The sequence below is a fragment of the Pseudooceanicola sp. genome (assembly GCF_029213205.1).
Classification (GTDB): Bacteria; Pseudomonadota; Alphaproteobacteria; order Rhodobacterales; family Rhodobacteraceae; genus Pseudooceanicola.
This window is the reverse complement of sequence record NZ_JARGNH010000020.1, coordinates 43,270-67,011: the sequence shown is the minus strand read 5'-3', so window position 1 is coordinate 67,011 and position 23,742 is coordinate 43,270. Positions and strand designations below refer to the sequence as shown.

At 64.5% G+C, this 23,742-nt stretch carries 24 protein-coding genes; 22 read left to right on the top strand and 2 right to left on the bottom strand.

Annotated elements, in window-relative coordinates; genetic code table 11:
- Positions 1-94: 94 nt before the first annotated feature.
- Positions 95-676: a GcrA family cell cycle regulator gene (locus P1U48_RS14095; protein ID WP_301069763.1), complete on the bottom strand. Its 582-nt coding sequence runs from the start codon at positions 674-676 to the stop codon at positions 95-97.
- 247 nt (positions 677-923) lie between these two features.
- Between P1U48_RS14095 and P1U48_RS14090 the strand changes: the two genes are divergently transcribed.
- The 4 genes from P1U48_RS14090 (at position 924) to P1U48_RS14075 (ending at position 4,883) form a co-directional block, all read left to right on the top strand.
- On the top strand, positions 924-2,156 hold the full coding sequence (locus P1U48_RS14090) for an MFS transporter (protein WP_301069761.1): 1,233 nt from the start codon (positions 924-926) through the stop codon (positions 2,154-2,156).
- Positions 2,137-3,534, top strand: a complete 1,398-nt coding sequence (locus P1U48_RS14085) for an MATE family efflux transporter (protein WP_301069760.1) — start codon at positions 2,137-2,139, stop codon at positions 3,532-3,534. The genes P1U48_RS14090 and P1U48_RS14085 overlap by 20 nt, the downstream gene beginning before the upstream one ends.
- Before the next feature lie 28 nt (positions 3,535-3,562).
- Complete coding sequence (locus P1U48_RS14080; RefSeq protein ID WP_301069759.1) at positions 3,563-4,435, top strand: 50S ribosomal protein L11 methyltransferase; 873 nt, start codon at positions 3,563-3,565, stop codon at positions 4,433-4,435.
- A 97-nt stretch (positions 4,436-4,532) separates the two neighbouring features.
- A complete protein-coding gene (locus tag P1U48_RS14075; RefSeq protein WP_301069758.1) occupies positions 4,533-4,883 on the top strand; it encodes a hypothetical protein in 351 nt (116 codons plus the stop codon).
- 140 nt (positions 4,884-5,023) lie between these two features.
- Here the strand turns inward: P1U48_RS14075 and P1U48_RS14070 are convergent, their stop codons facing one another.
- On the bottom strand, positions 5,024-5,230 hold the full coding sequence (locus P1U48_RS14070) for a DUF1127 domain-containing protein (RefSeq protein ID WP_301069756.1): 207 nt from the start codon (positions 5,228-5,230) through the stop codon (positions 5,024-5,026).
- 329 nt (positions 5,231-5,559) lie between these two features.
- Here P1U48_RS14070 and ruvC point away from each other — a divergent pair, with 329 nt between their 5' ends.
- From ruvC to folD, 18 genes are all read left to right on the top strand, one after another.
- Positions 5,560-6,072: a crossover junction endodeoxyribonuclease RuvC gene (gene ruvC, locus P1U48_RS14065; RefSeq protein ID WP_301069754.1), complete on the top strand. Its 513-nt coding sequence runs from the start codon at positions 5,560-5,562 to the stop codon at positions 6,070-6,072.
- A complete protein-coding gene (ruvA, locus tag P1U48_RS14060; protein ID WP_301069752.1) occupies positions 6,069-6,746 on the top strand; it encodes a Holliday junction branch migration protein RuvA in 678 nt (225 codons plus the stop codon). Before ruvC ends, ruvA begins: the two co-directional genes overlap by 4 nt.
- A gap of 69 nt (positions 6,747-6,815) precedes the next feature.
- Positions 6,816-7,844 (top strand): Holliday junction branch migration DNA helicase RuvB, encoded by a 1,029-nt coding sequence (ruvB, locus tag P1U48_RS14055; protein ID WP_301069750.1) that lies wholly within the window; start codon positions 6,816-6,818, stop codon positions 7,842-7,844.
- A 115-nt stretch (positions 7,845-7,959) separates the two neighbouring features.
- Positions 7,960-8,577, top strand: a complete 618-nt coding sequence (locus P1U48_RS14050) for a hypothetical protein (RefSeq protein ID WP_301069749.1) — start codon at positions 7,960-7,962, stop codon at positions 8,575-8,577.
- A 474-nt stretch (positions 8,578-9,051) separates the two neighbouring features.
- Positions 9,052-10,158, top strand: coding sequence for a Hint domain-containing protein (locus P1U48_RS14045; protein WP_301069748.1), 1,107 nt, complete (start codon positions 9,052-9,054; stop codon positions 10,156-10,158).
- Positions 10,159-10,235: 77 nt separating this feature from the next.
- Positions 10,236-10,625, top strand: coding sequence for a tol-pal system-associated acyl-CoA thioesterase (ybgC, locus tag P1U48_RS14040; protein ID WP_301069747.1), 390 nt, complete (start codon positions 10,236-10,238; stop codon positions 10,623-10,625).
- Between the two features lie 134 nt (positions 10,626-10,759).
- Positions 10,760-11,458, top strand: coding sequence for a protein TolQ (tolQ, locus tag P1U48_RS14035; RefSeq protein ID WP_301069745.1), 699 nt, complete (start codon positions 10,760-10,762; stop codon positions 11,456-11,458).
- Between the two features lies 1 nt (position 11,459).
- Positions 11,460-11,954, top strand: coding sequence for a protein TolR (gene tolR, locus P1U48_RS14030; RefSeq protein WP_301069743.1), 495 nt, complete (start codon positions 11,460-11,462; stop codon positions 11,952-11,954).
- A 9-nt stretch (positions 11,955-11,963) separates the two neighbouring features.
- The gene (locus P1U48_RS14025; RefSeq protein ID WP_301069742.1) at positions 11,964-13,100 is read left to right on the top strand and encodes an energy transducer TonB; all 1,137 of its coding nucleotides are present in this window, start codon (positions 11,964-11,966) and stop codon (positions 13,098-13,100) included.
- Entirely contained in the window at positions 13,097-14,416 is a 1,320-nt protein-coding gene (gene tolB, locus P1U48_RS14020) for a Tol-Pal system beta propeller repeat protein TolB (RefSeq protein ID WP_301069741.1), read from the top strand. Before P1U48_RS14025 ends, tolB begins: the two co-directional genes overlap by 4 nt.
- Before the next feature lie 78 nt (positions 14,417-14,494).
- Positions 14,495-15,010 carry a peptidoglycan-associated lipoprotein Pal gene (pal, locus tag P1U48_RS14015; RefSeq protein ID WP_301069740.1) on the top strand — a complete coding sequence of 172 codons (516 nt, stop codon included), beginning with the start codon at positions 14,495-14,497 and terminating at the stop codon, positions 15,008-15,010.
- 66 nt (positions 15,011-15,076) lie between these two features.
- Positions 15,077-15,901, top strand: coding sequence for a tetratricopeptide repeat protein (locus P1U48_RS14010; RefSeq protein ID WP_301069739.1), 825 nt, complete (start codon positions 15,077-15,079; stop codon positions 15,899-15,901).
- Positions 15,902-15,933: 32 nt separating this feature from the next.
- The gene (tilS, locus tag P1U48_RS14005; protein ID WP_301069737.1) at positions 15,934-17,181 is read left to right on the top strand and encodes a tRNA lysidine(34) synthetase TilS; all 1,248 of its coding nucleotides are present in this window, start codon (positions 15,934-15,936) and stop codon (positions 17,179-17,181) included.
- A gap of 80 nt (positions 17,182-17,261) precedes the next feature.
- Positions 17,262-19,178 carry an ATP-dependent zinc metalloprotease FtsH gene (gene ftsH / locus P1U48_RS14000; RefSeq protein WP_301069736.1) on the top strand — a complete coding sequence of 639 codons (1,917 nt, stop codon included), beginning with the start codon at positions 17,262-17,264 and terminating at the stop codon, positions 19,176-19,178.
- A 134-nt stretch (positions 19,179-19,312) separates the two neighbouring features.
- The gene (locus P1U48_RS13995) at positions 19,313-20,089 is read left to right on the top strand and encodes a methyltransferase domain-containing protein (RefSeq protein WP_301069735.1); all 777 of its coding nucleotides are present in this window, start codon (positions 19,313-19,315) and stop codon (positions 20,087-20,089) included.
- A gap of 42 nt (positions 20,090-20,131) precedes the next feature.
- A complete protein-coding gene (locus P1U48_RS13990; protein WP_301069734.1) occupies positions 20,132-20,737 on the top strand; it encodes a sulfurase in 606 nt (201 codons plus the stop codon).
- Between the two features lie 163 nt (positions 20,738-20,900).
- A complete protein-coding gene (locus tag P1U48_RS13985) occupies positions 20,901-22,577 on the top strand; it encodes a formate--tetrahydrofolate ligase (protein WP_301069733.1) in 1,677 nt (558 codons plus the stop codon).
- 165 nt (positions 22,578-22,742) lie between these two features.
- Positions 22,743-23,642 (top strand): bifunctional methylenetetrahydrofolate dehydrogenase/methenyltetrahydrofolate cyclohydrolase FolD, encoded by a 900-nt coding sequence (folD, locus tag P1U48_RS13980; protein ID WP_301069732.1) that lies wholly within the window; start codon positions 22,743-22,745, stop codon positions 23,640-23,642.
- Positions 23,643-23,742: the final 100 nt, after the last annotated feature.

The window sequence follows — 23,742 nt, the reverse complement described above, 5'->3', positions numbered from 1 at the left end:
AAAATCATGCGTGTGGGAATCCCCGCGATTCAGGTTTTTGGCGGGACGCTTTAGCGCCGCGGGCCAATGCGCCCAGCCTAAGCGTTGCGTCGGTTCAGCGTTTGCGGTCGCGGCGCGACGACATCGGCTGAAACGCCACCCCGACATGCGCCTCGCAATAGGGTTTGCCAGCTTTGACCGGCAGGCCGCAGAACCAGAAATCTTCGGTCGCCGGATCGCCGACCGGCCATTTGCAGGTGCGTTCGGTCAATTCCATCAGCGACAGGCGTTTGGACTTTTTTTCGATCTCACTGACCTTGGCCAGCGCTTCGGGGCTGATCTCGTTGGCCGAGGGCTGCGGCGGTAGCGGCTGACCGGCGGAAATGATCGGCTTGCGCATCGGCGTCACCGGCGCGGGGGCCGGGGTGGCCGGGGTGGCGGCCTCTTCCTCAACCGGTTTGGCGGCGGGGCGCTTGGCGGTTTTGGTGGCGGGCTTCGGCTTGGCCTCGGTGCTCGGGGCGGCACTGGCCGTGGTGGCCCCGCCGCTGCCAGAGCGGTTGGACAGGCCCAGACGGTGCACCTTGCCGATCACCGCATTGCGGGTCACGCCGCCCAATTCCTTGGCGATCTGCGACGCGGACTGGCCTTCGCCCCACATCTTTTTCAGAGTTTCGACGCGCTCGTCCGTCCACGACATGGGCATTTCCCTGATATCAGAGGGGCGGCGCCATCAGGCCCGCCCCGGAATTCCGTAAGGCTCTATTCTATGCATGACCGCGCCCGGTCACAAGGGAGCGATTCGCCCGCACCGAAAGCGACGCTGCGTGGCAGGGGCAAAGACGGCGGAACCGACCCGCAGAATCAGCCAAAGGACCGGGCTCAGAATGCGTGCAGATGACACGCTTTCACTCGCCAATTCCGAAATCACAGCGTAAGTGATTCTGATGGGACCCACGACTCGCCTTGCCGATGCCGCCGCGCTGCCCTTCTGGCGGCGACCACAGGCGTTGCTGTTCCTGATGGCCGCCGCGATGCCGGTGGCCTTTGCCACCTGGTCGGCGCTGTTGAACAATTTCGTCATCGAGGTGGCAAATTTCGACGGGTCCGACATAGGCCTGCTGCATACGGTGCGCGAAATCCCCGGGTTTCTGGCGATCGGGGTGATCCTGGTCATCATGGTGGTGCGCGAACAAGTGCTGGGCCTGCTGTCGCTGCTGTTGCTCGGGCTGGCCACCGCCGTCACCGCCTGGTTTCCGACCATGGGCGGCATATTGATGATCACGCTGCTCAGCTCGATCGGGTTTCATTATTACGAGACCGTCAATCAATCGCTGCAACTGCAATGGCTGACCAAGGAAGAGGCGCCGCGCAAGCTGGGCCTGCTGATCGCCACTGCCTCGGCGGCGACCCTGTGTTCCTACGGGCTGATCGTGGTGCTGTGGGAGCCGCTGAACCTGAACTACAATATCGTTTACATGCTGGCGGGCGGCTTTACCGCCTGCGCCGCCGTGTTTGCGATGTTCGCCTATCCGCAATTCGAGGCGCCGAATCCGCAGACCAAACGCTTTGTCCTGCGGCGGCGCTATTGGCTGTATTACCTGTTGCAGTTCTTTGCCGGGGCGCGGCGCCAGATCTTTGTGGTCTTTGCCGGGTTCATGATGGTCGAACGCTTTGGCTACGACGTGCATGAGGTCACCGGGCTGTTCCTGGTCACCCTGGTCTGCAACATGGTCTTTGCGCCGCTGATCGGCCGTGCGGTGGGCCGGTTCGGCGAACAGCGCACCTTGATGTATGAATATTGCGGGCTGATCATCGTGTTCTCGCTCTATGGTGGCATCTATTTGTTTGGCTGGGGCGTGGTGCTGGCCTCGACACTCTATGTGATCGACAACCTGCTGTTCGCGATGGCGCTGGCGCTCAAGACCTATTTCCAGAAGATCGCGCTGCCGGGTGATATCGCCCCCACCGCCGCCGTGGCCTTTACCATCAACCATATCGCGGCGGTGTTCCTGCCGGTGGGCCTGGGCCTGCTGTGGCTGGCGTCCCCGGCGGCGGTGTTCATCTTTGCCACCTGCATGGCCTGCGGGTCGCTGGCGTTGTCGCTCTTGATCCCGCGCCATCCGGCGCCGGGCAACGAAACAATTTTTCCGCGTTTCAATGCCGTCCCTGCCGAGTGAGCCCGACATCAAGCCGGTCCCACCGGCCCGGTTCCTGACCGGCTCGACCCTGCGCCATGTGGTGGTGATGTCGATTGCCGGGTCGCTTGGCCTGTCGTTCCTGTTCCTGATCGACTTTCTCGCGTTGTTCTGGGTCAGCCATTATAACAACGAAACCATGATCGCCGCCGTCGGTTTCGCCTTTGCGATCCAGTTCTTTCCGGCCTCGATGAACATCGGGATGATGACCGCCACCGTGGCGCTCTATGCCCGGGCGCTGGGCAGTGGCGAGATTGATCGTGCGCGTCGCATCGCCACCCTTGGGATTCTCAGTGGCGTGGTGGCACAGATCGTGTTCTCGACCTTCTTGTGGGCGTTTCGCTATGATGTGCTGGCCTTCACCGGCGCCTCTGGCGGGGCACAGGATCTGGCGGCGGACTTCCTGGCGATTTCGATGTTCGGGATGCCGCTGATGGCGGCCGGCATGACCATGTCGGCGGTGGTGCGCGCCACCGGCGACGCCTTGCGTGCCACCCTGGTCACCGGCATCGCAGCGCTGGTGGCGCTGTTCGTCGATCCGTTCAACATCCTTTACCTCGGGCTCGGCGTCAAAGGCGCGGCGATTTCGGTGATTGTCACCCGTGGGGTGATGGCGGTGCTGGGGTTGTGGTTCCTGGTGCGGATCCACAAGATGGCCGCCGCGCCCAGGCTGCGCGATTTCCGGCTCTACCTGGGGGCCTGGGTGGGGATCGCGATTCCGGCGGTGCTGACCCAATGTTCCACCCCGTTCGGCAATTGGGTGCTGATGCGGGCGATGGCGGATTTCGGTGACAGCGCCACCGCCGGACTCAGCGTGGTGCTGCGGCTGACGGTGTTGATCTTTGGTGGCATCTTTGCGCTCTCCGGGGCGATTGGCGGCATTCTGGGGCAGAATTTCGGTGGCGGGCGGCTGGACCGGGTGGCGCAGGCCTATAAGGACGCGCTGAAATATTGCGTCGGTTATACCCTTACCGCCTGGGTATTGCTGTTGCTGCTGACCGATGCGCTGACCCGGGGCTTTGGCCTCAGCGATGCCGGGGCCGAGGTGATGTGGGCCTTTACCCATTTCGTGCCGCCGGCGCTGATCTTTACCGGGGCATTGTTCGTCGCCAATGCTGCGTTCAACAACCTGGGGCGGCCGCTGATGGCGACGCTGACCAATTGGCTGCGCGACGGGCTGGCGACCTGGCCGCTGGCAATCTGGCTGGGCGGGTTTTTTGGCGCCACCGGCGTGGTGCTGGGGCAGGCGGCGGCGGCGATAATCGTCGGGTCCGTCGGGGCCTGGCTGGGCTGGTGCTATGTCCGGTCGCTGCGCGATCGCGCTGCGGCCACGCTTGACGCGCCCGAACCGCAGGCCTAAGCGCGGTCCGACTGCAAGGAGCGCCGCGATGACCACCTTTACCGCCCTGACCACCCTGACAGGCAAAGCCCCGGCCGAGGCCCTGGGCGAGGCGCTTGAAACGCTGACGCCCGAGCCGACCGGCATCGGGGTGTTCGAGATCGAGGATGGCTCCGGCCTCTGGGAGGTCGGCGCCTATTTCACCGAAAAGCCCGACACCGCCGGGCTGGCGCTGCTGGCCCGCATCCACGACGCCCGGGATTTCGCCATTTCCGAATTGCCGGAAACCGATTGGGTGGCGCATGTGAAACGGGAATTGGCACCGGTGATTGCCGGGCGGTTTTTCCTTTACGGCAGCCACGACGCCGACAAGATGCCCGCCGATGCGGTGCCGCTGCTGATCGAGGCGGCGATGGCCTTTGGCACCGGCCACCACGGCACCACCCAGGGCTGTCTGCGGGCGCTGGATCGGTTGGCCGGGACGGGGGTCACCCCGGCGGCGGTGGCCGATATCGGTTGTGGCACTGCGGTGCTGGCGATGGCGGCGGCGCGGGTCTGGCCGGTGACGCCGCTGGCCAGCGACATCGACCCGGTCGCGGTCGAGGTGGCGCTGGCCAATCTGGCCGCCAATGACATGGCCGGGCGGGTGCATTGTGTTGAGGCGACCGGGTTCGACCATGGCGATATCCGCGCCGGGGCACCCTATGACATTATCCTCGCCAATATCCTCAAGGCGCCGCTGCTGGCCCTGGCCGGGGATATGGCGGCGCATCTGGCCCCGGGCGGCCATGTGATCCTGTCCGGCCTGCTGAACGATCAGGCGGATGAGGTTTCGGCGGCCTATCAGGCCACGGGGCTGGAGCCGGTGCATCACGAGGAAATTGGCGACTGGTCGACCCTGACCCTGCGCAAGCCGGGCTGAACAGCGCGCCGGGTTTCCGACCCGAGGCCACGAAATTGCCCGATTTTGGCGTTACCTTGCCTGCGAACAGGTCAATTTGATGTTTTGAGGCAGGGCCATGAGCACGTCAGCAATGAAATTCCAGGATCGGGTGCGCAACATCACCCGCAAGGCCAAGGCGATGGAAGGCGGCTATCACCCGCGTGTCCGCAAGGATGGGTTGATCGAGATGCAGCCGGACCGCCCGGCGCTGCGCAAGCGGCTGCCGTTGAAATTCCTCCTGGCGTTGGTGGCCAGCGTCATCGGCTACAAGACCTTTCTGCTGATCAAGATCGGCGAGGCCGGTTACAATGCCCGGATCGCCGCCCTGGGCGATGGCGAGACGATCAACCAGATCGGCGCCACGATCATGAAGATCGACCCGCTGACCCGACTGCTTTCCGATTTCATCGCGCCGTTCTTTGGCTGAGCCTGGCCGACTGGGGCGGTTGGCTCCGTCGGAAAAATTCCACCGTCGCAAATGAAAAACCGCGCCTCAACCGGGCGCGGTTTTTGCATGTCTATCTCGGCTTTGACCTCGGCCCCGGCATCCGTCTGGGCGGGCAACGCTTAGCGGGTGGTGACGTCGTCGATATCGCCCCGGCAGAGGCCGATATCGTCCAGCTCGCGGTCGGTGAGCCGGGACAGCGAGTTGCGCGTCACCCGTGCGTCGTTCCAATCGGCCAGAATGGCCAGCAGGTTGGTGATGGCGCGGCCGATGCGGCCGAAGAGGACGGCGGACTCAGCTTGCGAGCCCGGAATGAAAAGTGCAGCCATGTCGCAAATCCTTTTGTTCGCGTGTCTCAGATGTCCGCCAGCTAAGCGCCTTGTCGGTAACTGACAAGCAGCGAAAAATGCATGGATCACATGCACAAAACGCATAGGTCAAATGCGGCGTAACGCGGTGAAAACACGTCCAAAAATCGCCACACTCAGTGTCGCCTTCAGCCTGTGAAATGACGGTTTTCGCCACCGATGTCGTGTCGGAAACAGCATCTGTCGCATTCTGCCCTCGCCAGAGCCGCTGCCTTTGGTCTTGGCGGGTGTTCTTGTTTCGTGCTAAAATGTTCACAAAGCCGCGAAGGCCGGGCAGAAGGGGACGCTGAATGCGGGTTTTGGGGATCGATCCCGGGTTGCGCAACCTGGGCTGGGGCGTGATTCGCGTTGACGGCAGCCGGTTGTCACACCTCGGCAACGGGGTCTGTCAGGGCCTTGGCGACACGCTCGCCGAACGGCTGCTGTCGCTGTTTCGGCAATTGAGCGCTGTGGTCGAGGAATTCCGCCCCGAGGCGGCCGCGGTCGAGCAGGTGTTCGTGAACCGCGATGGCGCCGGCACCCTGAAATTGGGCCAGGCGCGCGGCATTGCCCTGCTGGTGCCCGCCGCGGCGGGGCTGACGGTGGGCGAATATGCCCCCAACACCATCAAGAAAACCGTGGTCGGGGTCGGCCATGCGCAGAAACAGCAGGTGATGCATATGGTGCGGCTGCAATTGCCCGGTGTCGAACTGGCCGGGCCGGATGCGGCGGATGCATTGGCCATCGCAATCTGTCATGCTCAGCATCTGGGCAGCGCCAGCGCGCTGGCACGGGCGGTGAAAGTGGCTGGAGCGCGCAGGTGATCGGAAAACTCTCGGGACGGATTGATTATCGCGGCGACGATCATGTGCTGATCGACGTGCGCGGGGTGGGCTATCTTGTCTATTGCTCGGACCGGGTGCTGGCCGGGCTGCCGGGCCCGGGCGAGGCGGTGGCGCTCTATACCGATCTTCTGGTGCGCGACGATCTGCTGCAACTGTTCGGCTTTCCGACATTGGTGGAAAAGGAATGGCACCGGCTGCTGATGTCGGTGCAGGGGGTCGGGGCCAAGGCGTCGCTCGCCATTCTCGGCACGCTGGGGCCCGAGGGCGTCGGCCGAGCGATTGCGCTGGGTGACTGGAACGCGGTCAAGGCGGCGCGCGGGATTGGCCCGAAAACCGCGCAGCGGGTGGTGATCGAGCTGAAGGACAAGGCGCCCGGCGTGATGGCGATGGGCGGTCGGGTCGGCCCGGCTCAGGTCGCCGCGGACGGCGATTTCGAGGTGGTCGAAAGCGCCCCGCGCCCCAGCCCCGCCGCCAAGTCGCCGCCACCGCAATCCGCTGCGGCCCAATCCGAAGCCTTGTCGGCGCTGACCAACCTGGGCTATGCCCCGGGCGACGCCGCCAGCGCGGTGGCCGAGGCTGGCGGGCAGACCGCCGATGCCGACACCGCCGATCTGATCCGCGCCGCTTTGCGCCTGCTGGCCCCCAAGGACTGAACCGATGATCCCGCCCCGCCGCAGCCTGATGTTCCGCCCGGTCGCGCCTGACTCGCCGGGGCGCTGCCGTTGACCGCATCGGACCCCACCCTGCGCCCGGAAAGCCTGCCCGAGGATGAGGCCGCCGATACCCGCGCCCTGCGCCCGCAGGTGCTGGCCGATTTTGTTGGCCAGGCCGAGGCGCGGGCGAATCTGCGGGTGTTCCTGGATGCCGCCCGCAAACGTGGCGAGGCGATGGATCACACCCTGTTTCACGGTCCTCCCGGCCTCGGCAAGACCACGCTGGCGCAGATCATGGCGCGCGAGCTGGGGGTGAATTTCCGCATGACCAGCGGACCGGTGTTGGCCAAGGCCGGTGACCTCGCCGCGATCCTGACCAATCTTGAGGCGCGCGATGTGCTGTTCATCGACGAAATCCATCGGCTTAACCCGGTGGTCGAAGAGGTGCTCTATCCGGCACTTGAGGATTTCGAGCTGGATTTGGTGATCGGCGAAGGCCCCGCCGCGCGCACCGTGCGCATCGAATTGCAGCCCTTCACCCTGGTCGGTGCCACCACCCGGATGGGGCTGCTGACAACGCCGCTGCGCGACCGCTTCGGCATTCCGGTGCGGCTGCAATTCTACACGATCGAGGAATTGCACAATATCGTCGTCCGCAACGCCCGGCTGATGGGCGCGCCGACCGATGATCAGGGGGCGCTGGAAATCGCCCGCCGGGCGCGTGGCACCCCGCGCATTGCCGGGCGGCTGCTGCGCCGGGTCGCGGATTTTGCCATGGTCGAAAACGATGGCAAGATCAGCCGCGACCTGGCCGACAGCGCGCTGACTCGGCTCGGGGTCGATCACCTGGGGCTCGATTCCGGCGACCGGCGCTACCTGCGGCTGATCGGCGAGGAATATGGCGGCGGCCCGGTGGGGATCGAAACCCTGTCGGCGGCGCTGAGCGAAAGCCGCGACGCGCTGGAAGAGGTGATCGAGCCGTTCCTGTTGCAACAGGCGCTGATCCAGCGCACCCCGCGTGGCCGGATGCTGGCGCAAAAGGGCTGGCGCCATCTGGGCCTGACGCCGCCGCGCGCGTCGTCGGATCTGTTTGAATGAGCGCGCGGACGCTGCCGCAGGCCCGCGCTGCAGGGGGGCCATGCGATCTATCGCGCGGCGCGGGATCTGGACGCCGCGTTCGACCCCAAGAGAGGTCGCTATCTGGGGGCCGACGATGACTCCTGATGCCGTCACCGCCCTGTTCACCGGTCCTGCGGGCTATCGCTTTGCCCGCTGGTCGCGGCCGATCGTGCCGGTGGTGTTCGGGGTCGAAAACGACAGCCTGGAGGTGCTGAAGGCGGCGATCGAGGCGAGCGTGTTTGCCGCCGGCCACAAAATGGCTGAAACCGATCCCGAGCTTGGCGCCAATCTGATGCTGTTTTTCATGCGCGACTGGCGAGACCTGGCCGGGATCGACAATCTCGATCGGATGATCCCGGACCGCGACCGCCTGGTCGGGCGGCTTGAGGATGCCAATGCGCTGCAATACCGGTTGTTTCGCTTTGATCAGGATGGCGGCATCAAGGCCGCTTTCGTGTTCCTGCGGATGGCCGGGGCGATGGCGTTGCAACCTGCCGCCGAATTGGGGCTGGAACAGGCAGTCAAGGCGCTGCTGACCTGGGGGCCAGAGGCCTTTGCCGCGCAATCGCCCCTGGTGCGGCCCGAGGCCGGGGGCGACGCGGTGCTGCGCCCGGAAATCGCTTCGCTGCTGGCGGCGGCCTATGATCCAATCCTGCCGTCGGCCAGCGCCGATCCGTCACACGCGCTGCGCCTGTCTGCGCGGGTCGCCTGACCAGATCGCGCCGCAACAGGCCGCTTTTACCTTCGTGAAATCAAATGGCGCCAGGGCCTTGCGCGCAACTTAAGCGTGAAAAGCCTTTACGGCTTTCTCTCGTTGTGATTTTATGAAAAGTGGTTGATTAGAGATCTGCGTTACGGGCGGTTTTTAATGCCAAACAGTAATGGTCGACCCTCTTTTGTAAAATTGGGATGCGCCTGAGTTTGCGATCAACTCAGGCGCCAATCCGTTCAGCGATTACAACGACCCGAATAATTGATCCGTCACCCGCGCTGCGCCTGTCCGCGCGGGTCGCCTGACCGGGGCGCGCCCCAACAGGCGGTTCTTACTCCAATAAAATATATGGCGGCACGGTTGCTTGCACAACTTAAGCGAGAATTTTCTTTACGTTTTTCCCGTGAAGTGATTTTAATCAAATTGATTTGATTAGAGGCCCGCATTCCGGGCCATTTTTAATAGTAGGCAGGCATGGCCGACCATCTTTTGTTAAGCTGGGATGCGTCCGAGTTCACGATTATTTCCGGCGCCAACCCATTCAGCGATTACAACGACCCGAACACTTCGTCGATGGGCACGATCTTTACCGTTGGTCCCGGTGAGGTCATCACCGTGTCCGACTTTGGCAGCGAATTCGACGAATTCGATTTGGTTCAGAAATTTGAGGGCAGCAGCGATCCTGACGGGCGCAACCCCCCGGCCGGGACGGATATCGATCCCGAATATACCTATACGATCCGGCCGGTCGACGGGCCGTCCAACGGGTCGCAGGACGTTGTCATCTATGTCTATGAAATGGGGGTCGGGCCGGGTGCCGATGGCTTTGTCGCCAACGCCTATGTGGCGCCGGGTCAGCAGTATGAGATCGTCGCGATTGATGTTGTCGACCGTAACGTCCCATACAATAATATTTATATCTGCTTTGCTGCTGCCACCAACCTGTTGACCGATGCCGGGCCGCGCCAGGCGGGGGCGCTGGCCCCGGGCGACCGGGTCTGGACCGCCGATTCAGGCTTCTGTCCGATCCGCTGGGTCGGGCGGCGCCATATCAGCGGCAGCGCTCTGGCCGAGGATATGCGCCTCAGACCGGTGCGGATCGCGGCGGGCGCCATCGCCCCGGGTATCCCGCGCCGCGACATCGTGGTGTCGCCGCAGCATCGGATCCTGCTGCGTTCAATCATTGCCGAGCGGATGTTCGGACACCGTGAAATCCTGGTGCCGGCGCATGCGCTGGCCGATCAGCCGGGGATCACCCGGATCACCCCGGCCGAGGGCATCAGCTATGTCCATATCCTGCTCGACGCGCACCAAATTCTGGACGCCGAAGGCATGCTGACCGAAAGCCTGTTCCTGGGGCCACAGACCCGCAAGGCGCTGGGCGAGCGCCAGATCCGCCAGATCGCCGAGGCCTGGCCCAAGGTGATCCGCAAGGCCGAGTCCGGCGATTTCGACCCGGCCCGACAGCTGGTGCAGGGCAATCGGCTGCGATCATTGCTGCGGCGGATGGGCAAGAATGGCAAACCGCTGTTTGACAGCTCCGGCGACGGGGGCGGCGTGCCGCACATCAGGGTGGCCTGACCCTTCGGGGTTGCGGCGGGTGCCGATCCGGTGTTCGCTGCGCCTGACGTCAGGGGGCAATGCAGAGGGCAGGGCAGATGCGGCATCGCTTCGATCTCAGGGTCTATTACGAAGACACCGATCTGGCCGGGATCGTCTACTACGCCAATTACCTGAAATTCATCGAACGGGCGCGCAGCGAATGGGTGCGGACGCTGGGGATCGACCAGGCGGGGATGAAGGCCGATCACGGGCTGGTGTTCGCGGTGCGCCGGGTCGAGGCGGATTACCTCGCGCCCGCCCGGTTCGACGATCAACTGCAGGTCGAGACCGAGGTCGCGGCGATATCCGGCGCCCGGATGGTGCTGACGCAAGAGGTCTTGCGCGGCGGTGAGCGGTTGTTTTCAGCGCAGGTGACCCTGGTGATGCTGACCGAGACCGGTCATCCGGCCCGGCTCCCGGCGGAAATTCGCCAATTGATGCACTGAAACTCCACCACGCGGCGCGGTCGCGGCGACCTCGCGCCAATGTGTTGGCCTTTCACCTTGCTTTCCTGTAGTTTCATTCGCAATCAGGCCAGTAAATGCCGTTTAAGGCGGGCCGAAAACAGCGAGCAGGCAGAATGGAAACAGAAACTCTCGCCCTTGCGCAGGAGATCGACTTCTCCTTGTGGGCGCTCTTTGCGCGGGCCACGATTGTCGTCAAGATCGTCATGGTGCTGCTGATCTTTGCCAGTTTCTGGTCATGGTCGATCATCTTTCAAAAAATCTTCAGTTATCGCGCCGCCCGGCGCGAGGCACAGAGCTTTGATCGCGACTTCTGGTCGGGTGAGCCACTGGATGAACTCTACGACAAGATCGGCACCGATCCGGCGGGCCGCTCACAGCGGATCTTTGCCAGCGGCATGACCGAATGGCGGCGCTCGCATCGCGATGACGGGGCGCTGATCGCCGGGGCGCAGGCGCGGATCGACCGCAGCATGGATGTCGCCATCGCCAAGGAGGCCGAAGATCTGCAACGCGGTCTGCCGGTGTTGGCCACGGTCGGGTCCACCGCGCCGTTTGTCGGGCTATTCGGCACCGTCTGGGGCATCATGCATGCCTTTATCGGGATTGCCGAGCAGCAGAATACCAGCCTCGCGGTGGTGGCGCCGGGCATCGCCGAGGCGCTGCTGGCCACCGGTCTGGGCCTGCTGGCCGCAATTCCGGCGGTGATCTTCTATAACAAGCTGTCCACCGATGCCGACCGCATCGTCGGCAATTATGAGGCCTTCGCCGACGAGTTTTCGACCATCCTCAGCCGTCAGCTTGAGGCGGCTTGAGATGGGCGCGGCAACTCTGGGCAAAAGCGGCGGCGGGCACCCCCGCAGGGGCCGCAGGCGCGGTGGTCGGGCCCGACCGATGGCGGAAATCAATGTCACTCCCTTTGTCGACGTGATGCTGGTGCTGCTGATCGTCTTCATGGTCGCGGCGCCGCTGATGGTGGTCGGGGTGCCGGTGGAATTGCCGAAAACCGCCGCCCGGGCGCTGCCCTCTGAACAAGAAGAGCCGTTAAGCGTGACGATCACCGCTGATGGCCAGATCATGCTGCAAACCACCGCCGTGCGCGGTGACGAGCTGATCGGCAAACTGCGGGCGATTGCAGCGGAGCGGACTTCTGACCGGGTGTTCCTGCGCGCTGATGGCGCGGTGCCCTATGCCCAGGTGGCCACGGTGATGGGGGCGCTCAATCGCGGCGGTTTTACCAATATCGGTCTGGTGACTGACAACGGAGGCCCGGCGATGGATGGCAGCGACGCCACCCGGTCCGGGAATTAAGGCGCGAAATTGCATTTCGGGCATGTCATATCCGGGACCGCCCACGCCGGGCTGATCGGCTGGCTATTGGTCGGTTCGATCGCCGTGCCGCCTGCGCCGCAGGTGGCGGTGACCGAGGTGGCGATGGTGTCCGAGCAGGAATTCGCGGCGCTGATGGCGGCGCAGGATCCGCCGGGTGCCGCCACGGATGTCGCAGAACCGACCCCGCCCGCTTCGGATGATACGGCGCCGCCCGAGGTCAGCACCCCGCGTGATGCCCAGCCCGACAGCGCCCCCCCCGAGGTAAGCGAGGCGGCCAGGCCCGATCCGGTGCCGGTCAAGCCAGAGCCGATCCCGCCGCAGCCGCAGGAGGTAACCGACACCGCGCCGGTGATCGAACCGCCGAGCGAGGATATCGCCGCCCTGCGGCCAGAGCCGCGCCCGGAACCGGCGCCGCGTGACGTGCCGCGAGTCGCGCCGCGCCCGGTGCTGCGCCCGGAACCGGATGTGAAGGTCGATGATCAGGTGCGCGAACCGGCGCAGAAAGACGCTGCCGCCGAGGATAAGCGCGAAGAGCAGGAGGCGACCGCCCCCGAGGCCGCGACCACCGAGATCGTGACCGAGGCGGAAAAGGACAAATCCCTGGCGCCGACAACCTCGGTGCGCCCCAAGGCGCGTCCGCCAGTGCGTGAGGCGGCCGCGCAACAGGCGGAGACGCCGAAACCGGCGGATACGCCTGCCGCCAAGCCGGGGGCCGACACGGCAATCAACGCGGCGCTGGAAAAGGCGCTGACCGGCGGCGACAGTGGAAATGAGAGCGGCGACCGCGCCGCGCCGACTGGTCCGCCGCTGACCGGTGGCGAAAAGGACGCGCTACGGGTGGCGGTGTCGACCTGCTGGAACACCGGGTCACTGTCTTCGGATGCGCTCAGGGTGACGGTGGTGGTTTCGGTCGCAATGGCCGAAGATGGGCGTCCGCAATCCGGCTCGATCCGGATGCTGTCGTCATCCGGCGGCAGCGACGCGGCGGCACGGCAGGCGTTCGAGGCGGCGCGGCGGGCGATCATTCGCTGTGGTACCCGCGGATATGAGTTGCCGCGCGAGAAATATGAGCAGTGGCGTGATATTGAAATGACATTCAACCCGGAGAAGATGCGGATCAAATGAGACATCTGATCAGACTCGCCCTCGCGGCCTTCGCTTTCCTCACCCCGGTTGCGGCCCTGTCGCAGCCGCTGCGGATCGAAATCACCGAAGGGGTGATCGAACCCCTGCCGTTTGCGGTGCCCGATTTCGTGCCGGAAAACCCGGCGGCGGCCAAGCTGGCCGAGCAATTGTCGCGGGTGGTGTCCGAGGATCTGACCGGCACCGGTCTGTTTCGTGAACTGCCAGCCTCGGCCTATATCTCGCAGGTCACCAGCTTTTCGGCGCCGGTGCAATATCCCGACTGGAAGGCGATCAACGCCCAGGCGCTGGTCACCGGCGCGGTGTCGCTGGACGCCAAGGGTCGGCTGACGGTGAAATTCCGCCTCTATGACGTGTTCGCCGGGCAGGAGCTTGGCACCGGGCTGCAATTCACCGGGACCGAGGCCGGCTGGCGGCGGATGGCGCATAAGGTGGCCGATGCGGTCTATGCGCGGATCACTGGCGAGGGCGGTTATTTCGACAGCCGGGTGGTTTTTGTCGGAGAGACCGGACCCAAGGACGACCGCCGCAAGCGGTTGGCGATCATGGATTACGATGGCGCCAATGTGCAATATCTGACCGACAGTTCCTCGATCGTGCTGGCGCCGCGGTTCTCACCGACCGGCGACCGGGTGCTGTATACCAGCTATGAAACCGGCAGCCCGCGGATCTATGTGCTCGACGTGGCCAGTGTCGGCAAGCGCGCGCTGCCGACGCCGGGCGGCAATATGGCGTTTTCGCCGCGCTTCGGCCCGGATGGCCAGACCGTGGTCTATTCGATGGAGCAGGGCGGCAATTCTGACCTCTATCTGATGAACAGCGCCAACGGTCAGTCGCGGCGGCTGACCTCGACCCCGGCCATCGAAACCGCCCCCAGCTTTTCGCCGGATGGCCGTCAGATCGTGTTTGAAAGCGACCGCTCCGGCACCCCGCAATTGTATATCATGCCGACCAGTGGCGGCGAGGCGCGCCGGATCTCGTTTGGCCAGGGCCGCTATGGCACCCCGGTCTGGTCGCCGCGCGGTGATCTCATCGCCTTTACCAAGCAGAGCAAGGGCCGCTTCCACATCGGGGTGATGCGCACCGATGGGTCCGAGGAGCGGCTGTTGACCGCCTCGTTCCTGGACGAGGGCCCGACCTGGAGCCCGAATGGCCGGGTGATCATGTTCACCCGGGAAACCCAGGGCGCCAATGGCGCGGCCTCGCTCTATTCCGTCGACATCACCGGGCGTAACCTGAAACCGGTGCGCACCAATGGCGGGGCGTCGGATCCGGCGTGGTCGCCGCTGCAGAACTAGCCCTGACGCCGCGTTTCCTTTCACAGCGGCCCTGTGGTAAATTAAAAGAAACAAATAAAACGAGGCACGAGGAACAAAATGAGCATGCTACCCCGCGCGATCCTGCTGATCGCGGCGATCAGCCTTTCGGCCTGCAGCAACGCCGGTCGCTTTGACAATGACAATGTGACCGACCTGAACGGGCGCAACGGCGCGGTGGTGCCGGGCAGCCCGAACGATCCGGCTTCGCCTGCCTTTTTCCAGCAGAGTATCGGTGACCGGGTGCTGTTCGAGGTCGATCAATCGACCCTGACCCCTGAAGGGCGCAGCGTGCTGGACGGGCAATCCAGCTGGCTGATGACCAACAGCGATTACAACGCCATTATCGAAGGCCATGCCGACGAACAGGGCACTCGCGAATACAACCTGGCGCTGGGCGCCCGCCGCGCCAATGCGGTGCGCGAATACCTGGTGTCGAAAGGCGTCGCTGGCGCGCGGCTGAAAACGGTGAGTTATGGCAAGGAGCGGCCGATTGAAATCTGCTCGCAAGAGGGCTGCTATGCCAAGAACCGGCGCGCGGTCACCGTCATTGCCGCAGATGGCCTGACCAGTTGACCAGTTGACCGCCTGGGCGCCAGATTGCGACGCAGATTGGCGCCCCGCCAGACAGGACCTATGCCGATGCGAGTGATTGCTCTGATCCTATGCCTGACCCTCGGCCCCGCCTTCACTGGCGGGGCGGCGGCGCAGTCGCGTGAGGAAACCCTGGCCGATATCCGTCAGGAACTGACGGTGCTCTATGTCGAAATCAAGAAGCTGAAGCGCGAATTGTCCACCACCGGCGGCGCGGGGGGCTTGGGCCTGGGCGGATCGGCGTTGCAGCGGCTGGATGCGATCGAGGCGGAAACCCAACGGCTGACCAAACAGACCGAAGAGCTGAGCTTTCGCATCGACCGGGTGGTCAGCGATGGCACCAACCGGATTGGCGACCTGGAATTCCGGCTGGTCGAGCTTGAGGGCGGCGACCTCTCCAAACTTGGCGACACCCCGACCCTGGGTGGTGGCGACATGCCGGTGGTGGCGAAACCGGCGACCCCCTCGACCAGTCCCGAAACCGAACTCGCGGTCAGCGAAGAGGCGGATTTCAATCGCGCCGAGGCGGCGCTTGAGGGCAAGGATTACGCCACGGCACGCGACCTCTTTGCCACCTTCCTGACCAGTTACCCCGGCTCACCGCTTGAGGCGAAGGCTGAAATCGGGCGCGGCAAGGCGCTGGAAGGGCTGGGCGAGATCAGTCAGTCGGCGCGTTCTTATCTGAATGCGTTCTCCGGGTCACCGGACGGGCCGGAGGCGCCCGAGGCGCTCTATGGTCTGGGCCGGATGCTGGCGGCACTTGAACAGGTCGACGAGGCCTGTGTGACCCTGCGCGAAATCGGCGTGCGCTTTCCGGCCTCGCCATTTGTCGCCAAGGCCGAAACTGAAATGCGGGCCCGGTCCTGCCCGTGAACGCGGACATTGGTTTGACGGCTGATCGATTGATGAAAGAAGTGGTGGCAGGGCTGTTCCTGCCGACGCCGCCCGCGGCCCTCGGGGTTGCCGTGTCCGGGGGCAGCGATTCGATGGCGCTGCTCTGCCTGCTCAGCGATTTTGCCAAAGACGCCGGGATGGCGCTGCATGTGGCGACCGTCGATCATGGCCTGCGCCCCGAGGCGGCGGCCGAGGCCGAGACGGTGGCGCGGCAGGCGGGCGCGATGGGCCACAGCCATGACATTCTGCGCTGGCACGGCTGGGACCGGCAGGGCAACCTGCAAGCGGCAGCCCGAACGGCGCGCTATGATCTGCTGGCCAGCTGGGCGCGTGGCAAGGGTCTGGGCGGGGTGGCTTTGGGTCACACCGCCGACGATCAGGCGGAAACCCTGCTGATGCGGCTGGCCCGGGCCTCGGGCGCCGACGGGCTGGCGGGGATGTCGGCGCGCCGGACCTACGACGGGGTGCAGTTCCTGCGCCCGATGCTGGGTCTGCGCCGCGCCGATCTGCGCGCCGGATTGCAGCGGCGCGGGGTGGGCTGGATCGACGATCCCAGCAATGACGACCAGAGTTTCGAGCGGGTCCGGGTGCGCCGGGCGCTGGCGCTGCTGGAGCCGCTGGGACTCAGCGTGCCGACGCTCTGCACCGTGGCCGATAATCAGGCGGCGGTGGTTGAAACCCTGAACTGGTATGGCTTTGTCGAAGCCCGTGCCGCGGTGCGGATCGAGGGGGGCGACGTGGTCATCGCCCGTGCCGATCTGCTGCGCCTGCGGCCGGAGATCCTGCGCCGACTGCTGGTGGCGGCGATTCGCTGGCTGACCGGATCGGTGCATCCGCCACGCCGCCGGGCGCTGCGCCTGCTGATTGAATCGTTGCAGGGCGGTACCGGCATGGCTTTGAATGGTTGTCTGGCCCGCGTCACTGACGGCACCGCCCGGTTGACCCGCGAAGCCAATGCGGTGGCCGGTCTGACCTGCCGCCCCAATCAGATCTGGGACGGGCGCTGGCGGCTGCGGGGCCCAGAGGTGCCAGAAGCAGAGGTGACGGGGGCAGAGATCCGCGCTTTGGGCGAGATCGGGCTTGCCCAATGCCCCGACTGGCGCGACACTGGTATGCCACGGGTGACTTTGATCGCCTCGCCAGCCGTCTGGCGCGGGTCCGAATTGATCGCTGCGCCGCTGGCCGGACGGGCCAATGGCTGGACCGCCGAGCTGACCCGAACCGGCGAAGCGTTCCATGCATCTTTCCTGACGCATTGAACCCGGCGCCGCAAAACATATTTAATGTCTACCGGCCCTGTGTTAGGCGCAGGGCATCGCGCATTTAGGGAGAGGCTTCCTTGGGCACTGCAAGAAACATCGCCTTTTGGGTCGTGCTGCTGCTGTTGATCGTGGCGTTGTTCAATTTGTTCAGCGGATCCGGCAACACGCTGCAGAGCCGAGAGATCGCTTATTCGCAATTCATCGAGTCGGTGAATGACGGCAATGTGGCCTCGGTCACCATTGACGGCGAACAGGTTCGGTTTCGCGGCACTGACGGCAAAGACTACGTAACGATCAAGCCGGACGACGCAGAACTCACCAACGTTCTGCTTGAAAAGGGCGTGCCGGTCACCGCCAAGAGCCAGCAGGAATCCGGCTTTCAGTCGTTCCTGGTGTCGCTGTTGCCGATCCTGCTGCTGATCGGGGTCTGGGTCTATTTCATGAACCGGATGCAAGGTGGCGGCAAAGGCGGGGCGATGGGCTTCGGCAAATCCCGGGCCAAGCTGCTGACCGAAAAGCAGGGCCGGGTCACCTTTGACGATGTCGCTGGCATCGACGAGGCCAAGGAAGAGCTTGAGGAAATCGTTGAATTCCTGCGCAATCCGCAGAAATTCAGCCGCCTGGGCGGCAAGATTCCCACCGGCGCGCTGCTGGTTGGCCCTCCGGGCACCGGTAAGACGCTGCTGGCCCGCGCCATTGCTGGCGAGGCCGGGGTGCCGTTCTTCACGATTTCCGGTTCGGACTTTGTCGAAATGTTTGTCGGTGTCGGGGCATCCCGTGTCCGCGACATGTTCGAACAGGCCAAGAAAAACGCGCCCTGTATCGTCTTTATCGACGAGATCGACGCGGTCGGTCGCCATCGTGGCGCCGGTTATGGCGGCGGCAATGACGAACGCGAACAGACGCTGAACCAATTGCTGGTCGAAATGGACGGGTTCGAGGCGAATGAGGGGGTGATCATCCTGGCCGCCACCAACCGTCGCGACGTGCTCGACCCGGCGCTGTTGCGCCCGGGCCGGTTTGACCGGACCGTCAACGTGCCCAATCCCGACATCAAGGGCCGTGAGAAGATCCTGAATGTCCATGCCCGCAAGACTCCGCTGGGCCCGGATGTCGATCTGCGGATCATCGCCCGTGGCACGCCTGGTTTCTCGGGCGCCGATCTGGCCAACCTGGTGAACGAGGCGGCGCTGATGGCGGCCCGGGTCGGCCGCCGGTTCCTGACGATGGTCGATTTCGAAAACGCCAAGGACAAGGTGATGATGGGGGCCGAACGGCGCTCGATGGTTCTGACCGCCGATCAAAAGGAAAAGACGGCCTATCACGAGGCCGGGCACGCGGTGGTCGGTATGGAACTGCCGAAATGCGATCCCGTCTACAAGGCGACGATCATCCCGCGCGGTGGCGCGCTGGGCATGGTGGTGTCGCTGCCGGAAATCGACCGGCTGAACTGGCACAAGTCCGAATGCGAGCAAAAACTTGCGATGACGATGGCGGGCAAGGCCGCCGAGGTGCTGAAATATGGCGCGGACGAGGTTTCGAACGGTCCGGCGGGCGATATCCAGCAAGCCACCGGTCTGGCCCGTGCGATGGTGTTGCGCTGGGGCATGTCCGACAAGGTCGGCAATGTCGATTACGAACAGGCCCATGAAGGCTATATGGGCAATGGCGCTGGTGGCTTTTCGGTTTCGGCCCACACCAAGGAGCTGATCGAGGAAGAGGTCAAGCGGATGATCGACGAGGCCTATGATTGGGCCTTCAAGATCCTGACCGACAAAAAGGTGGAATGGGAACGTCTGGCCGAAGGCCTGCTGGAATACGAAACCCTGACCGGGGAAGAGATCAAACGGGTCTTCAACGGTGAGCCGCCGCATTCCGACGTCAAGCCCGACGACAGCAATGACACCGGTTCGGCACCCTCGGTGACCGCGATCCCCAAGACCAAGCCCCGGCCGAAGTCTGACGGCGGGATGGAGCCGGAACCCACCGCCTGAGGTGGACGTGATGCGAAGGGGCCGGATTTTCCGGCCCTTTCCTTTTGCGGCCCTTACCCTTTGTCATTGCCAGGTGGCTCGGGTTCTGCATACGTTTGCATACAAAAGCCGCCACAAATGATGAGGGCCGCGCGATGAGCGTATCGGATTGGAACCCGGAGAGTTACAGCCGCTTTGCCGGGCTGCGCCTGCGCCCGGCGCTTGATCTGCTGGCCCGAGTCGGGTGGCTGCCTGCGGGCGACATCTGTGATCTCGGCTGTGGCACCGGCGTGGTCGGGCCGCTGCTGGCCACCCGGTTTCCGGACCGGCGGATTCTTGGCGTCGATGCCTCACCGGCGATGCTGGACAAGGCGCGGGATACCGGCGCCTACAGCGCCCTGACCCAGGCCGATATCACCGAATGGAGGCCAGAGCCGCCCGCCGCGCTGATCTATTCCAACGCCGCGCTGCATTGGCTGCCGGATCATCCGCGCCTGCTGGCGCAGCTGGCCAGCCGCGTCGCCGCCGGTGGCATGCTGGCGGTGCAGGTGCCGCATCAGAACCGGGCGCCGTCGCATCGTATCTGGCTCGATCTGGTCGCCGAACACTTTCCCGGTCGGATCGATCCCGACAGCATCCCCGGGGTGTTGGACCCGACTGAATACCACCACCTACTGGCGCCGCTGGGCCGCAGCGACATCTGGGAAACTGAATATTACCAGATCCTGCCCGCCGCCGAAGCGGGCCATCCGGTGCGCCACTTCACCTCGTCGACCTTTGCCCGCCCGATCCTCGACCGGCTCGATCCGGAGGAAACCGCGCAGATCGAAACGCTCTATGATGCGGTGATGGACCAGGCCTATCCACGGGATGCCTCGGGGCAGGTTCTGTTTCCGTTCCGGCGGCTGTTTTTCACGCTGGACATCACCTGACGCCTGCTGCTGACTGGCACCGTGATCGGACCGGAGGCGCAGATGCCCGCATTGATGAAGACCGACCTCAGCGGCGAAATCGTCTGGCTTGGTCACGTCAGCGATCGTGCTGCCAAGCTTGACTCCGATCCGTCACGGGCTCTGGAGGTCACCTATGCCGGGCCCGAGGGCGAGGCGCATGGCGGGCTGACCCGGCCCTCGTGCAGCCGGGTGCTCGACCTCTATCCGCGCAACACCGAAATTCGCAATACCCGGCAGATCTCGATCCTGGCGGAGGAAGAACTGGGGCAGATCGCCGCGAAGATGGGGCTGGAAACCCTCGATCCGGCCTGGCTCGGCGCCACCATGGTGCTGCGCGGATTGCCGGATTTCACCCATCTGCCGCCATCGTCGCGATTGCAGGCGCCAGCGGGCTGCACCCTGACCGTGGATATGGAAAACCGCCCCTGCACCTTGCCCGCCAAGGTGATCGAGGCGGCGCGCCCGGGATTTGGCAAGGCCTTCAAACCGGCGGCCGAGGGGCTGCGCGGGGTCACCGCCTGGGTCGAACGTGAGGGCCGACTGACCCTGGGCGACCACCTCAGCCTGTTCATCCCGGATCAACGGCCCTGGGCGGGGCTTGCCGATCGGCGCTCTCACAATGGCTGATCCCGGTCAGGCAACGGGTTTCCCCCTTTGGGAGCCTCGGGTTTCCGATGTGAAACCGCTAAAGGCGAAATCGATGGCGAATATGTCGGAAACGCCGCGCATCGCCCCTGCATCCAACGTTATGAGGAATCTACGATATCTCATGCCGCAAAGGCCCTGATCCATGACCTTTAAATCCGACATCGAAATCGCCCGAGCCGCCAGCAAGAAACCGATTCAGGAAATCGGGGCCAAGCTGGGTATTCCGTCCGAACATCTGGTGCCTTACGGGCATGACAAGGCCAAGGTCGGACAGGACTTCATTGAAAGCTTGAAGGATCGCGCCAATGGCAAGCTGATCCTGGTCACCGCGATCAACCCGACGCCCGCGGGCGAGGGCAAGACCACCACCACCGTGGGTCTGGGTGACGGGCTGAACGCGATCGGCAAGAAGGCGGCGATCTGCATCCGCGAGGCCAGCCTCGGCCCCTGTTTCGGGATGAAGGGCGGCGCCGCCGGCGGCGGCTATGCCCAGGTCATCCCGATGGAAGAGATGAACCTGCATTTCACCGGCGATTTCCACGCCATCACCAGCGCCCACAACCTGCTGTCGGCGATGATCGACAACCACATCTACTGGGGCAACGATCTGGAGATCGACGAACGCCGGGTGGTCTGGCGCCGGGTGATGGACATGAACGACCGCGCCTTGCGCGACATCGTCACCAGTCTCGGCGGGGTTTCGAACGGCTTCCCGCGGCAGACCGGGTTCGACATCACCGTCGCCTCCGAGGTGATGGCGATCCTGTGCCTGGCGACCTCGCTGACGGATCTGCAAAAGCGGCTGGGCGACATCATCGTCGCCTATCGCCGCGACCGCAGTGCGATCTACTGCCGCGACATCAAGGCCGATGGCGCGATGACGGTGCTGCTGAAGGATGCGATGCAGCCCAACCTGGTGCAGACGTTGGAAAACAATCCGGCCTTTGTGCATGGCGGCCCGTTTGCCAATATCGCCCATGGCTGCAATTCGGTGACCGCCACCACCACGGCGCTGAAATGCGCCGATTACGTGGTGACCGAGGCCGGGTTCGGTGCCGATCTCGGCGCCGAGAAATTCATGAATATCAAATGTCGCAAGGCCGGGCTGGCACCGGATTGTGTGGTGGTCGTGGCGACGGTGCGGGCGATGAAGATGAACGGCGGCGTGGCCAAGGCCGACCTGGGCGCCGAGAACGTCGCGGCGGTGAAAGCGGGCTGTCCGAACCTTGGCCGCCACATCGCCAACCTCAAGCAATTCGGGGTGCCGGTGGTGGTGGCGATCAACCATTTCGTCAGCGACACCGAGGCCGAGGTGAAGGCGGTTCAGGACTATGTCGCTGGCCAGGGGTCTGAGGCGATCCTGTGCAAACACTGGGCAAAAGGCTCTGAGGGGATCGAGGACCTGGCGAAACGCGTCGCCGCCATTGCCGATGCCGGTCTGTCGCAATTCGCCCCGCTCTATCCCGACGAGATGCCGCTGTTCCAAAAGATCGAAACCATCGCCCGGCGGATCTACCACGCCAATGACGTGATGGCCGACAAGAAGGTCCGCGAGCAGCTGAAGACCTGGGAAGAGGCGGGCTATGGCCATCTGCCGATCTGCATGGCCAAGACTCAATACTCGTTTTCCACCGATCCCAATCTGCGCGGCGCCCCGACCGGGCATAATGTGCCGATCCGCGAGGTGCGCCTTGCGGCCGGGGCCGGGTTCATCGTGGTGATCTGCGGGGAAATCATGACCATGCCGGGCCTGCCACGGGTTCCGTCGGCCGAGGCGATCATGCTAAACGACGCCGGATATGTAGAAGGCCTGTTCTGATCGGTGAACCGGGGCCGTCCAAAGCGGAGATTGCGCCCGCTTCGGACCGGTGCGGGCCGAGGCCGCAGCGCTGGAGCCGGATATCGCCGAAGCGATCTGGCGGGCGATGATCGCCGGGTTTATTGCCCGGGAACAGCGAATCTTGGGCAAGGACGGGGTAGACGGATGAGCGCGACACTTCTTGATGGCAAGGCCTTTGCGGCCGGCATACGCGCCAAGGTGGCGACCCATGTGGCGGCGCTGGTCGCGCAGGGCTTGCAGCCGGGGCTGGCGGTGGTGCTGGTCGGCGAGGATCCGGCCAGCCAGGTTTATGTGCGCAACAAGGGCATCGCGACCAAAGAGGTCGGGATGAACAGCTATGAGCACAAGCTGCCCGCCGATGTCAGCGCCGAGGCGCTCTATGCGCTGATCGACAAGCTGAACGCCGATCCGGCGGTGCATGGCATTCTGGTGCAATTCCCGGTGCCGCCGCATCTCTCCGAGGTCGAGATTGTCGCCCGGATCGACCCGGCCAAGGATGTCGATGGGCTGTCGGTGATCAATGCCGGTCTGCTGGCCAGCGGCCAGCGGGCGATGGTGTCCTGCACGCCGCTGGGCTGTCTGATGCTGCTGCGCGACACGCTCGGCGATCTCAGCGGCCTCGACGCGGTGGTGATCGGGCGGTCCAATCTGGTGGGCAAGCCGATGGCGCAATTGTTGCTGGGCGAAAGCTGCACCGTGACCATTGCTCACAGCCGCACCCGCAACCTGGCCGAGGTGGTGCGCCGCGCCGATATCGTCGTCGCAGCGGTGGGGCGCCCGCGGATGGTGCCCGGCGATTGGATCAAACCGGGCGCAACCCTGATCGATGTCGGCATCAACCGGATCCCGGCGCCGGAAAAGGGCGAAGGCAAGACCCGGCTGGTTGGCGATTTCGATTTCGACAGCGCGGTGCAGGTGGCCGGGGCGATCACCCCGGTGCCGGGCGGGGTCGGGCCATTGACCATTGCTTGCCTGCTGGCCAATACCGTGACCGCCTGCTGCCGCGCCAATGGCCTGGCCGAGCCGGAGGGGCTGACGGTCTGAAACCGGGCTCACGCCACCAGTTCAACCGTCCATGGCCACCGCCCTGTTGCTGGCGCGATCCGGGCAGGGTTGGCGCGCGGATTTCGACCTCGCCCGGGCG